The sequence below is a fragment of the Streptomyces sp. KLMMK genome, from assembly GCF_036961605.1.
Taxonomy (GTDB): domain Bacteria; phylum Actinomycetota; class Actinomycetes; order Streptomycetales; family Streptomycetaceae; genus Streptomyces; species Streptomyces telluris.
On record NZ_JBAMDC010000011.1, the window covers coordinates 1 to 13211 of the forward strand.

Annotated in this window: 9 protein-coding genes; 5 read left to right on the top strand and 4 right to left on the bottom strand. The window is 69.7% G+C overall.

The window, feature by feature from the left end; genetic code table 11:
• Together V7793_RS03645 and V7793_RS03650 are read right to left on the bottom strand one after the other, a co-directional pair.
• Window positions 1-1046: cobalamin-independent methionine synthase II family protein (locus V7793_RS03645; protein ID WP_335581457.1), on the bottom strand; the 1046-nt coding region annotated here is incomplete at its 3' end.
• Window positions 1047-1084: 38 nt separating this feature from the next.
• Window positions 1085-1516 (bottom strand): hypothetical protein, encoded by a 432-nt coding sequence (locus V7793_RS03650; protein WP_335581421.1) that lies wholly within the window; start codon window positions 1514-1516, stop codon window positions 1085-1087.
• Window positions 1517-1827: 311 nt separating this feature from the next.
• Here V7793_RS03650 and V7793_RS03655 point away from each other — a divergent pair, with 311 nt between their 5' ends.
• Together V7793_RS03655 and V7793_RS03660 are read left to right on the top strand one after the other, a co-directional pair.
• On the top strand, window positions 1828-2349 hold the full coding sequence (locus V7793_RS03655; protein WP_335581422.1) for an EF-hand domain-containing protein: 522 nt from the start codon (window positions 1828-1830) through the stop codon (window positions 2347-2349).
• A 112-nt stretch (window positions 2350-2461) separates the two neighbouring features.
• The gene (locus V7793_RS03660; RefSeq protein ID WP_335581423.1) at window positions 2462-3655 is read left to right on the top strand and encodes a serine hydrolase domain-containing protein; all 1194 of its coding nucleotides are present in this window, start codon (window positions 2462-2464) and stop codon (window positions 3653-3655) included.
• Window positions 3656-3809: 154 nt separating this feature from the next.
• Here the strand turns inward: V7793_RS03660 and V7793_RS03665 are convergent, their stop codons facing one another.
• Together V7793_RS03665 and V7793_RS03670 are read right to left on the bottom strand one after the other, a co-directional pair.
• Complete coding sequence (locus V7793_RS03665) at window positions 3810-4865, bottom strand: FG-GAP repeat domain-containing protein (protein ID WP_335581424.1); 1056 nt, start codon at window positions 4863-4865, stop codon at window positions 3810-3812.
• A 127-nt stretch (window positions 4866-4992) separates the two neighbouring features.
• Complete coding sequence (locus V7793_RS03670) at window positions 4993-8940, bottom strand: GH92 family glycosyl hydrolase (RefSeq protein ID WP_335581425.1); 3948 nt, start codon at window positions 8938-8940, stop codon at window positions 4993-4995.
• 695 nt (window positions 8941-9635) lie between these two features.
• Here V7793_RS03670 and ngcE point away from each other — a divergent pair.
• The 3 genes from ngcE (at window position 9636) to V7793_RS03685 (ending at window position 13139) form a co-directional block, all read left to right on the top strand.
• Window positions 9636-11081, top strand: coding sequence for an N-acetylglucosamine/diacetylchitobiose ABC transporter substrate-binding protein (ngcE, locus tag V7793_RS03675; protein ID WP_335581426.1), 1446 nt, complete (start codon window positions 9636-9638; stop codon window positions 11079-11081).
• Window positions 11082-11283: 202 nt separating this feature from the next.
• Window positions 11284-12201 carry a carbohydrate ABC transporter permease gene (locus V7793_RS03680; protein WP_335581427.1) on the top strand — a complete coding sequence of 306 codons (918 nt, stop codon included), beginning with the start codon at window positions 11284-11286 and terminating at the stop codon, window positions 12199-12201.
• Window positions 12201-13139 (top strand): carbohydrate ABC transporter permease, encoded by a 939-nt coding sequence (locus tag V7793_RS03685; RefSeq protein WP_335581428.1) that lies wholly within the window; start codon window positions 12201-12203, stop codon window positions 13137-13139. The genes V7793_RS03680 and V7793_RS03685 overlap by 1 nt, the downstream gene beginning before the upstream one ends.
• The last annotated feature ends 72 nt before the right edge of the window (window positions 13140-13211 follow it).

Sequence of the window (13211 nt, forward strand, 5' to 3'; positions counted from 1 at the left end):
GCGGCCGCGGCGGTGCCCTCGATCCGGGCACGGATCTTGGCGAAGGCGGTGTCGCGGGAGGTGGAGGTGTCGTCGGCGAAGGGGGAGAAGCCGCAGTCGTCGCACGTGCCCAGGCGGTCGACGGGCAGATGGCGGGCGGCGGCCAGGACCCGGTCACGGACCTGCTCGGGGGTCTCCACGCGGGGGTCGATCGGGTCGGTCACCCCGACGAACACGCGGGCGTGGCCGGGAAGGTGGTCGGCGAGGACGCCGAGGACCTTGTCCGGATCCGGCTCGCTCGCCAGCTGGACGTAGAACGCCCCGGCCTTGAGCCGCAGCAGCCCGGGAAGGAGGGCGGCGTAGTCCACGTCGAGACTGTGCGTGGAGTCCTGGTCGCCGCCCGGGCAGGTGTGCACACCGATCCTGGCCTGTTCGCCGGCGGAGAATCGTTCCAGAACACGGTTGTTGAGCGCGACGAACTCCTCCAGCAGGCCCCCCGAGGGGTCCAGCTTCAACGACAGGCGGGCCTCGGTGAAGTCGAGCTGGACGACATGGGCCCCCGCCTCCAGGCAGCCGCGGATGTCCGCCTCGGCCTCGGCGGCGAGGTCGTCCAGGAAGGCCTCGCGGGGGTACCCGCCGATACCGGCCTGCGGATAGATCAGGCTGAGCGCCGAAGGGGCGATGACGGCCTGTTTCACGGGGACGGTCGCGTACCGGAGGGCGGAGCGCAGATAGTGATCGGCGTGCACGGCGTAGCGCAGTGGCCCCGCCGTCAGCCGGGGCAGTTGCCGCGAGTGGCCGTCGGCGAAGGGGATGATCGCGCCGTCCGGCGCGAGCCGGTCCGGGTCGGCGAGGGGGTACGTGGCGAAGCCGGGCTTGGCCTGTTCGCCGTCGGTCACCACCGGCGAGCCGATCTCCTCCAGGCGGCGGACGGTGTCGCGGACCGCGTGGTCCTGGGCGGTGGCGAGCTCGTCGTCCCCGATGCGGCCGGCGGCGTGGTCCGCCATGGCCGCGAGCAGCTCGGCCGGCCGGGGGATGCTGCCGATGGGCTCGGTGGGGATCGTCACGGGGGTCACGGGGGCCACGGGGAGCGCGGGGGCATTGCTCACGGCCGGATCTCCAGCTGCGCCTGGCCGCTGCTTCCGTCGAGTCCGGAGGAGAGGCATTCCGTGGGCAGCTCCTCGGACGCGGCCGAGACGGTCCGCTGCGCTCGCTGCCCCTTTCCCCGCCCCTCGACGACCTCGCCCGTCAGCCTGAGGACCTGGGCGCCGGTGACGCGGTAGGTGGCGCCGTCGCCGTAGGCGATCAGAGACTGCTGTCCGTCGGCATAGCGGACGACCTCCGTGAGCCGGGCGGAGCTGCCCAGCGTGAGGCAGGAAGCCGACGGCGACGTCCCGTCGAGCGTCCCGGTGGCCGTCACGTTGCGGCCGGGTGCGACGCTGCACGTGTAGTGGGCTCGCACGGAGACGCGCGTCCGGCGTGAGGCGAGGGTCAGCGGCGGATCGTAGGTGCTGTTGCTGCTGCCCGTGCACAGCACCGGGCCATCTCTGTGCCGGTCGGAGTCCGCCTGTCCGGCCGGTGGCCACGCCCATGACGACCCCAGCAAGGCCAAAGAACTCAGTGTTACTGCCGCACCGCGTCCGCCGATCATGTGCCCTCCCTGGGACCGGTTTCACTGCCGGCCCTGTGACTACCCCCGCACGGCTCCGCCGCCCACGGCTCTTGCAGTGGCCCGACCGCGTGCGTTCCGCCTGCGCGCGGGGCTTGCACGCTGCTACGACCGAATGGGGCCCCGTATTCCGGGTAGGGACAGCCGAACCGGAACGTAGCCTGATAGAAGGTGTTTCAGTGGACGAAACTGCTGCCAAGCGGCTGGTCTTCGCGATGCTCGACGCGGACGGCGACGGAGTCATCTCGAAGGCCGAATACTCCGCGCGGGTCGAGCGCGTGACGCAGGCGACGGGGCGGACGGACGACGACCCGCTGGTCATCGCCGCACGGGCAGCCGGTGCGCGGGCATGGGCAGCGATGGACGCGGACGGCGACGGAGGGGTGACCTTCGGCGAATACGCGGCCTGGGCCGGCGCCGAGGCGTTCGACACCGTCTGCGAGCCCGTGCTCGGCGGCCTGTTCGACCTCGCCGACACCGACGAGGACGGCGCCCTGAACCTGAAGGAGTTCACGACGCTGCGCACGGCACTGGGCAACCCGGCGGGCAACATCGAATCCGCCTTCGCAGCCCTGGACGGTGACGGCGACGGCCTGGTCGGCCGCTCTGACTACCTGGCCTCGGTCCGTGCGCACGTCGCCGGGGAGGACTCCCCCGTGGGCGAGGCCCTGTACCGCCGGGAGGCCTCACTGCGCGGATGAGGATCCGCCCGCGAGGCGCAGCCCCGCCGTGACCTCGCCGTAGCCCCCCGGCCGGCCACGGGTTCGGCTTGATCATTTAGGATCGCGAAGAGTCGAACGCCTGGGGGAACAAGTGAATTCGAGGCTCCGATCCGTCGCGGCGGCGGCCGCCCTCGTCATCGGCCTGGCCCTTCCGCCGGGCACGGCCGCAGCGGCCGCGAGTGCCGCGCCTGCACATACCGGTACCGCGGGCACCGCGCCCACCGGGCTGGACGCCGAGGCCCTGCAGGCGGCCCTGGACAAGCTGACGGCCGCCGGCGCGCCCGCGGCCCTCGCCGAGGTGCGGGTCGGAGATCGGCGCTGGTCCGGCGCCAGCGGTGTGCGGGACGTACGCACCAAGCAGTCCGCCCGTCCCGGCGACCGCTACCGCGTCGCCAGCGTGACCAAGTCGATGGTCGCGACCGTCGTCATGCAACTCGCCGACGAGGGGCGGCTGAAGCTCGACGACCCGGTCGCGAAGCACCTGCCGGGCGTGCTCCCTTATAAGGAGCCCATCACGCTGCGGCAGTTGCTCAACCACACGAGCGGGATCCCGGATTACTTCGACGACCTGTACGCGACCGGTTCGCTCGAAGAGCATCAGAAGAACCGGTTCCGGTACTTCGCTCCGCAGAGCCTGATCAGGAACGCGGTCAAGAGACCGCTCGCGGACCCCGCAAGCCCGGACCTGCCCTACTCCAACACCAACTACGCCCTGCTCGGCCTGGTGGTGGAGAAGGCCACCGGCCACTCGCTCGGCACCGAGCTGACGCGCCGGGTCTTCCGGCCCGCCGGAATGCGCGACACCTCGTACCCGACCGTGAACCCGTTCCTGAGCGGACCGCACGTGAACGGCTACATCAAGCCGGAGAGCGGGCCGCTCTTCGACGCCACGGACTACACCCCGTCGGTATGGGGCGCCGCGGCCGGCGTGGTGTCGACCAGCGCCGACCTCAACAGGTTCTTCCGCGCGCTGTCCGACGGCACGCTGCTCTCCCCGGCCGGGCTGGCCGAGATGCGCAAGCAGGACGGCAAGTACCCGTACTACACGCAGGGCCTGATGGCCGGCGGGGACCTGTGTCCCGCGAACCCCGGCGAGGTGCTGTGGGGCAACCGGGGCAACGGCTTCGGCTACCGCTCCATGAGCTTCAGCTCCCCGGACGGCCGCCGTCAGGTGAGCTTCGGCTGGACGGTGAGCGCGCCGGGCGTGAGCGGTCCGCCGGCCGTGGAGAAGGCCTGGCAGGAGTTCCTGCTCGCCGCCCTCGGCGCCACGTGCGGCCGCGGCTGAGAGACAGGGCTGAGAGACAAGGCTGAGAGGCAGGGCCGGGATACGCGGCTGAGAGACGGGGCCGGTGGCGAAGGGCCGCACCCCGGTGGGGTGCGGCCCTTCGCGTCACATCGCGTCGCGGCGGATCAGCACGTCATCGCGTCATCACGTCGCGTCAGTACATCATGCGGAACTGGTTCCAGCCCGAGTTGCCGATCTTCACCTTGTAGTCGTACGGCTGGGCGGCCTTGCCCGTGCCCTTGTACAGCCACAGGGCGCCGTCCTTGTCGCGCGCGATCAGGTCGGCCTTGCCGTCCAGGTCGACATCGCCGGTGCCGACCAGCTTGTTGAACTGGTTCCAGCCGCCGCCGATGCGCTGCTTGTAGTCGAACGGCTTGGTGTAGTCGCCGGTGCCCTTGTAGAGCCACAGCACGCCGTCCTTGTCGCGGGCGACGATGTCGGCCTTGCCGTCACCGGTCAGGTCGCCGCGCCCGGCGATCTCGGTGAACTGGCCCCAGCCCGGGCCGACCTTCTTGCGGCCGGTCAGCGTGCCGTCCGGGTAGGCGAGGTAGAGCCACAGGACGCCCTCGCGGTCGCGGACGAGGATGTCGGACTCCTTGCCGCCGCCCAGGTTGCCGGGGGACATGAACTGGTCGTACTGGCCCCAGTCGTCCGCCACGATGCTCGCGCTCCCGCCCGCGGGGGCGAAGATGATGTTCTGGTCGTTGTCGCGGACGTACAGGCCGTCGGCGATGCCGTCCCGGTCGTGGTCGACGCGGGCCGCGGCGTTGATCGCGTTCCAGCCGTTGGTGACGTACTCCTTGGGCGTGATGCCGCCCTTGCCGTCGGGCCAGTAGAAGTACAGGTCGTCGTTGTTGACGGCGCTCAGCGGGAGGAAGGGGGCCTCGGCGGAGGGGCCGTCGGCCTTGACGCCCTTGCGCGGGGCCGCGAGACCCGGGGCGGGGGCGGCCGAGGGCGCCTTGGGGGCGAGAGGGCCGGACTTCGGGTAGTCGCCGGACTTCGCCTCGCCGCGCAGCGCCTCGGAGCGGTGCTTGAACGACGTGTGGGCCGGCAGCTCGGCCGCCCGCTCGGCCGCGCCGGTGACGCGGGAGGGTTTGGGGCCGTCGGCCAGGGCCGTGCCTGCGGTGGTGCCGACCAGGGCGGCGGCTATCGCCGCGGTGGCGACGCGCTGCACCGCGCGGGAGCGCGGGCGGCCGGGAAGGTGAGCCACGTGGGTTCTCCAAGAGGGTCTCAGCGAAGAGCAGCGTGCTCCTGTCAGGAGCCCCTGGCCCCTGACAGGAGCACGCCACTGGATCCACGTGATCGTTTCACACTCTCTTTACAAGTCAATGGCGCAGTTATGCGGATCTCGGCCCCAATAGTTCGATCTCCGCCAGAGTGCTCTCGCCCGCCGGCCGCAGCCGGTAGTGGTGGTACGAACCGGGCCGTGCCACCGAGAACACCCGGGTCTGCCGGTCCCAGGAGAAGGCCTCGCCCGTGCGCCGGTCCACCTCCCGCCACTGCTCGCCGTCCGCTGACCCCTCCAGGACCCAGCCCTCGGGCGCCTTGGCCCGGTCGGCCGAGGTCAGCGTGTAGGAGGTCACGCGCGCGCCGGACGGCACCTGCAGCAGGGCCGTCGTGAAGGGGGCCTCCGTGAGCGAGGTGTCGTCGGTGAGGGGGGAGACGCCGGGCAGGGTCACGTCGCCGTCCGGGACGGGCGCCTCGAAGTCCTTGCTCAGCGAGCCCGGCCCGTCGTTCCTGCCGCTGCCCCAGGACGACGGCTGCGGGCCCATGGCGAACTCCAGCGTCGCCCCCTTCGCGAGGACGGAGTGCGGGAGCGCCGTGGACCGCCACGCCTTGCCGTTGACGCGCAGCCCCTGCACGTACACGTTGCGGGCGCTGTTCCGCGGGGCCTTCACCACCAGGTCGCGGCCGCCCTCCAGGTGGACCGTCGCCTTGGTGAACAGCGGCGACCCCACCGCGTACTCGCCGCCGCCCATCACCAGCGGGTAGAAGCCGAGCGCGCTGAACAGGTACCAGGCCGACATCTCGCCGTTGTCGTCGTCACCCGGGTAGCCCTGGCCGATCTCGCTGCCCAGGTAGAGCCGGGACAGCACCTCGCGCACCTTCTCCTGGGTCTTCCAGGGCTGCCCCGCCGCGTCGTAGAGGTACGCGATGTGGTGCGAGACCTGGTTGCTGTGGCCGTACATGCCCATGCGGACGTCCCGCGCCTCGGTCATCTCGTGGATGACGCCGCCGTACGAACCCGCGAACTCCGGCGCCCCCGTCTCCGGCGTGCCGAAGAACTGGTCGAGCTTGTCGGCCAGGCCCGCCCGGCCGCCGTACAGCCCCGCCAGCCCGCGGGTGTCCTGCGGGGCGTGGAAGGCGAAGTTCCAGCCGTTGGTCTCGGTGTAGTCGTGGCCCCAGACGCGCGGGTCGTACCGCCCGGGCGGCAGCCGCCGCGAGCCGTCGGCGTTGCGGCCCTGGAAGAAGCCGACGGCGGGGTCGAAGAGCTTGACGTAGTTGCGGGCGCGGTTGGCGAAGTACGCGGCCTCGTCCCGGTAGCGCGCCTTGCGGGTCCGCTCGTAGAGCGCCTTGCCCATCGTCGCGAGCCCGTAGTCGTTGAGGTAGCCCTCCAGGGCCCAGGACATACCCTCGCGCGTCGTGGTGCTCGTGTACCCGAGGAAGACGGAGGTGTCCATGCCCTTGCGGCCGACGCCGGGCTGCGTGGGCACCACCGTCGCGTTCTTGAGCGCCGCCTCGTAGGCCGCCTCCGCGTCGAAGGAGACGCCCTTGGCGTAGGCGTCGGCGAAGGCCACGTCGGAGCTCGTGCCCGTCATCAGGTCGGCGTAGCCGGGGGAGGACCAGCGCGAGATCCAGCCGCCGTCCTTGTACTGCTGGACGAAGCCGTCGACGAGCCGGCCTGCTTGCTTGGGGGTCAGGAGGGAATAGGCGGGCCAGGTGGTGCGGTAGGTGTCCCAGAAGCCGTTGTTGACGTACACCTCGCCGTCGACGACCCGCGCGCCCGTCCGGGTCGGCGTGCTCTCGCCCTCCGGGCGCGAGAACGGGCTCGCGTAGCGGTGGCGCGGGCGGGCCCGGGTGCCCGTGTTCTCGAAGCCGGAGTTGGGATAGAGGTAGAGCCGGTAGAGACTCGAGTAGAGCGTGGTGAGCTGGTCCCGCGTCGCGCCCTCGACCTCGACCCGGCCCAGGACGGCGTCCCACGCGGCGCGGGCGCGGTCGTGGACGCGGTCGAAGGCGGCGCGGCCCGTGCCCTCCGGGATCTCCTGCTCCAGGTTGGCCTTCGCCTGCTCGGTGCCGATGAGGGAGGTCGCGATGCGCAGGGTGACGGTGCGGTCCCGGCCGGGGGTCATCCGCAGATAGCCGGTCGTGCCGTCCTCGCCGCCCGGGCCCGGCTTGCCGCTCGCCGTGACGGGCGCGTCGAGCACGCCGTAGACGAAGAGCCGGCTCGCGCCGACGGACAGCCCGCTGCGCACGTCCGACCAGGCGGTGAAGGAGCGGTTCCCGGGGTCGAGGGCGAGGCCGCCCTGGTTGCGGACGTTGTCGAGGACCAGGGCGGCGGTGTCGGCGGCGTCCCCCGGATAGGTGAAGCGCATGACGGCGGCGTGGTCGGTGGGCGCGATCTCGGCCTTGAGGCCGTTGTCGAAGGTGACGCCGTAGTAGTGGGGGCGCGCCGTCTCGTTGGCGTGGCGGAAGGGGAGGGCCCGGGCGGTGCGCCCGGTGTCGGGGGGAGCGGAGCCGGAACCGGGGCCGGAGCCGGAGCCGGCGGTGGCCGCGGGCAGCACCATCGGCATCACCTGGAACGTCTGCCGGTCGCCCATCCAGGGGCTCGGCTGGTGGCTCGCGCTGAACGCCTGGATGGTGGGGAGGTTGTCGGCGTTGTTGGCGGCGGCGTACTGGTAGAGCCAGTCCATGGCGCCCGCGTTGGTCACCGGGGTCCAGAAGTTGAAACCGTGCGGGACCGCGGTCGCGGGGAAGGTGTTGCCGCGCGAGAAGCTTGCGCTGGAGTGGGTGCCGCGCGTCGTCACGGCGTAGTCGGCCAGGTGCGCCGGGGGCCGCTCGGCGGGCGCGGGGGCGAGGGAGACGTCGTCCACCCAGCCGCGGAACTTCGCCGGACCGGACGGGGAGTCGTAGGCGACGAGCACCCGCGCCACGCTCTTCCCCGCGGCGACGGCGCCGATGCGCGACTCCCTGTTGTTCCACTGATTGGCGTAGAGCGTCCGGGACTCGGCCTGGCCCCGCGGGGTGAGCGGCGCACCGTGCTGGTCGGCCGCGCCGAGGTCACTCAGATAGGTGCCGTCGGTGAAGGCGAGGTCCAGAGCGACGTGCGTGGCCGGATAGCGCCGGTCGACCTCGGGCATGGACGGGAAGACCTTGTACGAGAGGACCGTCTTCGGGGTCACGCGCAGGCCGCCGCCCCCGATCGAGAAGACCTTGTTGTACGAGTACGCGCGGTCCCGGCTCTGGTGGACGCCGCCGTAGCGCAGGGCGTGGGTGCCCGTGAAGCCGGCGCGCGCCTTGGCGGTGGGGGAGCCCGGGGGGCCGCTGTCGACGTAGCTGCGCATGTCGGAGGGCGGCGGCGGGCCGGTGTAGGACGGCGCCAGCTGCACCTCGGCCAGCTGGGTGATGTCCGCGCCGCTGTTACGGGCTATGTCGAGCCGGTAGTGCCGGAAGGGGGTGGAGTTGAGGAAGGAGAACTCGCGGGTCTGGAAGCGCTTTTCGAAGGCCTCGCCCTTGCGGGAGTCCAGGGGCGTCCAGTTCCGGCCGTCCTGAGAGCCCTGGAGGGTCCAGTCCCGGGGGTCGCGGCCGGGCGCGTCGTTGGCGGACGTCAGGGCGTAGCGGACGGCGGTGACGGGCTCGGCGAGGTCGAACTCCAGCCAGGCCCCGGACTTCTCGAAGGTGAGCCATTTGGTCGTGCTCTCGCCGTCGACGACGTTCTCCTTGACCTCGCTCGAGCCGGCGTTCTCGTTGCTCGCCCGGACGGCGGTGACGGAGTCGGTGACGTTGCCGGGGATGCCGCGCTCGTCGTTGCCGTCGACGCCGGAGGCGCGTTTGTGCCCGCCGGGGGCGGTCTCGACGGTGTTGCGCCAGTCGGGTTGCGGCTGGCCCGGCTCGAAGGAGGAGGCGAAGGAGGGGGTGGAGGATGGGGCGGAGCGGCCGGGGGTCTCGCGGTCGGTGGGGGCCTCGCGGTCGGTGGGGGCGGCCGGTGCTGCTTGGGCGGCTTGGGCGGCTTGGGCGCCCTGGACGGCTTGGGAGGCCTGGGGCCGGGTCACCTGAACGGCCGTCATAAGACCCGAGGTGAGGAGGAAGGTGAGGAGGAAGGCGAGGGGGCGCGTGAGCGAACGGGTGAGACTGGGCCATCGGTGCCGGGGTCTGTGCCGCTGCCTGCCCTGCCGCATCTCAAGTCTCCCAACGAAACCGACAACGTTGTCAAGTGAGTCGCGCAGAGATAAGTAGGGCGTGAGAGGTGGGTGGTGTCAAGGGTCCCGGGGTTGGTGTCGCGGTTGCGCGTGGTCGGACGGGGTCGCGGGCGGGTGGGGACTCGTACCGTAAGAGGTCTCAACTAGGGAAAGACTGGAGCCCAAAGCGGCTTCCGATCTTGCCCAGTTGGTGAGAAGTGGACTATACCTGTCGGCTACCGGGGAGGTCCTGAGGGCCGCCGCGGCTGCCCCGGGGGAGAGCGGCGGGGGGGAACGGCGGGGAGCGGCGGGGGAGAACGCCGCGGGCACGTCACCGCTCCCCGGCGCACGCACCCCCAGCACGCCGAGCGCATCCAGTACCGCCAGTAATTCCTGCACGTCCAGCAATTCCTGTACGTCTAGCACTTCCTGTACGTCTAGCACTTCCTGCATTCCTGCACTTCCTGCACTTCCTGTACACCCAGCTTCAACTGACCCGCGGTGTCGGGCCCTTCGTCAACTCTTGTGAACAAGGGGAAGTACCGGTGCACCGCCTGAGTCCTGGAGAAGGCGAGGACTTGAGCATGGGATCGAGCACGGGATCCACAGGGGAATTCGGCCGGCGCGACCTGATCAAGAGAGCGGCTGCACTGGGCCTGATCGCGGTGCCGTCGATGGGCGTGCTGAGCGCCTGCGCCAGCGGGGACGGCGACAGCGACAACAAGGTCGACAAGGGCACGAAGAGCGAGAAGAACCCGCTCGCGGTCAACGAGTCCGCCCCGCTCGACGTCGTCATCTTCGACGGCGGCTTCGGCCAGCAGTACGCCAAGGACGCCGAGGCCGAGTACAAGGCGGCGTTCCCGAAGGCCAAGGTCCAGCACGCCGCCACGCAGGAGATCCAGACCCAGCTCCAGCCCCGCTTCAACGGCGGCACCCCGCCCGACCTGATCGACAACTCCGGTGCCAAGCAGATGGACATGGGCACCCTGGTGGGGAAGAAGCAGCTGACCGATCTGAACGCCCTGCTGGACGCGCCGTCGATCGACGACCCGTCGAAGAAGGTGCGGGACACGCTGCGGCCGGGTGTCGTGGAAATGGGTCAGTTCGACGGCCGGGAGACCTGGGTCCTCTTCTACGCCTACACCGTCTACGGCGTCTGGTATTCGAAGACCAATCTGGAGAAGCTGGACGCGCAGTACCCCGAGACGTGGGACGAGATGCTCGCCGTCTGCGAGAAGGCGAAGAAGAAGGGCATCGCGGGCTGGACGTACCCCGGCAAGCACCCGTACTACCTGCCGTTCAGCCTCTACCCGTTCATCGCGAAGATCGGCGGGAAGGAGGTCATCGACCGGATCGACAACCTGGAGCCGAACGCCTGGAAGGACCCGGCCGTCAAGGCCGCCTTCGAGGCCTATTACGAGCTCTACAAGAAGGGCTACATCCTCCAGGGCACCCCCGGCCTCACCCACATCGAGGCGCAGACGGCCTGGAACCAGGGCAAGGCGCTGTTCATCCCGAACGGATCGTGGGTGGAGAACGAGGCGAAGAAGACCACGCCCGCCGATTTCAAGATGGCGGTCGGGGCGCCGTCGAGCCTGGACGCGAAGCGCGACAAGATGCCCTTCGGCACGATCTGGGCTTCGGGCGGCGAGCCCTTCATCGTCCCGAAGAACGCCAAGAACCCGCAGGGCGGCATGGAACTGCTCCGCATCATGCTGGGTAAGAAGTCCTCGCAGAACTTCATCAAACAGGTCTCGTCGCTGACGTCGCTGAACGGCGGTACGGAGGGGTTGTCGCTTCCCCCGGGCCTGAGCTCCTCGCAGGAGGTCCTCGCCAAGGCCGGCCAGAACGTGATCAATCCGCGGATCGGGGACTGGTACACCGCGCTGCAGAAGGAGAAGATCGGCGTGGCCGCGCTGGGCGAGATGATGGCGGGCCGGATGACCCCGGACGAGACGGTCGCGAAGATCCAGAAGTTCTCGGACGAGGCCCGCGCGGACGACTCGATCAAGAAGTACCGGCACAAGTAGCGCGTGCGGAACGCGTACTGGGGCGGGTAGGTCAGGTCCTCAGGTCCTCAGGCCAGATCGGATCAGGTCGTATGAAGTCGGGTCTGATCAAGTCAGGCCGTATCAAGTCAGGTCACCGGCGGCGGTGCGGCCACGTGCCCGCCCGCCGCTCCGCGTCTGCGGGACAACCGCGGACATCTGCGGGAGATCGGGGTCGAAAGCAATGCAGCACGGCAAGTACCGGTTCATCGTGGGGTTCCTGGTCGTACCCCTGGCGATCTACGCGGTGTTCGTGATCTCGCCGTTCGTCCAGGCCATCTACTACTCCTTCACGGACTGGACCGGACTGAGTCCCGACTTCAAGATGGTCGGGTTCAAGAACTACCGGAAGATGTTCGCCGACGACGTGTTCTGGAAGTCCGTCGGCCACAACGTCCTGCTGTTGCTGGTCCTGCCGCTGGTGACGCTGGGGCTGGGGCTCTTCTTCGCGTTCATGCTGAACGTGGGCGGGCGGAGAAGGAAGAACGCGGCGGTGGCGGGCGTCCGCGGCTCCGGCTTCTACAAGGTCGTCTACTTCTTCCCGCAGGTGCTGTCGATCGCGATCGTGGCCCTGCTGTTCCAATTCGCGTACAACCCGAACAGCGGCGCGCTGAACTCGTTCCTGGACGCGGTGGGTCTGGACTCCGTCCGGCCGGACTGGCTGGGGGACCCGGATCTCGCGCTGTGGTGCGTGATGGCGGTGATGGTGTGGAGCAACGTCGGCTTTTACGTGGTGCTGTTCTCGGCCGGTATGAGCTCCATCCCCAAGGACTTCTACGAGGCCGCGCTGCTGGACGGTGCGAACCGCCTCCAGACGTTCTTCCGGATCACGCTCCCGCTCCTCTGGGACACCGTCCAGACGGGCTGGGTCTACATGGGCATCATGGCGCTCGACGGCTTCGCGGTCGTCCAGATCATGACGGTCGGCCCGGGCGGACCGGACTATTCGACCGAGGTCCTCGCGTACTTCCTCTACACGAAGGCATTCCGCGACGGGCAGGCGGGATACGCGACCACGCTGGGCGTCGCCCTCCTCATCGTCACCATGATCTTCGCCGGCATCGTGATGAAGCTGGGCCGGCGCGAACGGCTGGAGTTCTGATGAGCGGCGCAGAGACGACCGAGACGGTGCCGGCGGACGCACAGCCGGAGAAGACCGACGCTCCGAACCGGAACCGGAACGTCGATTCGCCGGAGGGACGCATCGGCACCGAGGGAAGAGTCCTCAACGTCTTCTCGCACGGAGTGCTGATCCTGTGGGCCCTGATGGTCACGCTGCCGCTGCTGTGGGCGGTGATGAGCGCCCTGAAGGACGACAAGGCCATCTTCACGTCGCCCTGGGCGCTGCCCACGAGCCTGCACTTCGACAACTGGTCGAGGGCGTGGTCGCAGGCGCACATGAGCGAGTACTTCATGAACTCGGTGGTGGTGGTAGCGGGATCCCTGTTCGGCACGATGCTGCTGGGCTCCATGGCGGCGTACGTCCTGGCGCGCTTCGAATTCCCGGGAAACCGCTTCGTCTACTACCTGTTCGTGGGCGGGATGAGCTTCCCGGTGATCCTGGCCCTGGTGCCGTTGTTCTTCGTCCTGAAGAACATGCAGCTGCTGGACACGTACCACGGACTGATCCTGGTCTACATCGCCTATTCGCTGCCCTTCACGATCTTCTTCCTCAGCGGCTTCTTCCGTACCCTCCCCAGCTCGGTGGCCGAGGCCGCGATGATCGACGGGGCTTCGCACACCCGGACCTTCTTCCAGGTGATGCTCCCGATGGCCAAGCCGGGCCTGATCAGCGTCGGGATCTTCAACTTCCTGGGCCAGTGGAACCAGTACCTGCTGCCGGCGGTCCTGAACGTCGGCGACGAGGACAAGAAGCTGCTGCCGCAGGGCCTCGTGGCGCTGGCCGTCAGCCAGGGCTACAAGGGCGACTGGTCGGGCCTCTTCGCGGGCCTGGTCATCGCGATGCTGCCGGTGCTGGCGGCGTACATCGTCTTCCAGCGGCAGGTGCAGGCGGGGCTCACGGCGGGGGCGCTGAAGTAGGGATGAGCCGGGCCGGCGGGGAATCGGTCCCCCGGCGCTCGCGGACACCGCGGACACCGGGGGACGGCCTGC

Coding starts and splice junctions, on each gene's coding strand:
- V7793_RS03670 (WP_335581425.1), bottom strand. CDS start 8,940: ATGACGGCCGTTCAGGTGACCCGGCCCCAGGCCTCCCAAGCCGTCCAG.
- ngcE (WP_335581426.1), top strand. CDS start 9,636: ATGGGATCGAGCACGGGATCCACAGGGGAATTCGGCCGGCGCGACCTG.
- V7793_RS03680 (WP_335581427.1), top strand. CDS start 11,284: ATGCAGCACGGCAAGTACCGGTTCATCGTGGGGTTCCTGGTCGTACCC.
- V7793_RS03685 (WP_335581428.1), top strand. CDS start 12,201: ATGAGCGGCGCAGAGACGACCGAGACGGTGCCGGCGGACGCACAGCCG.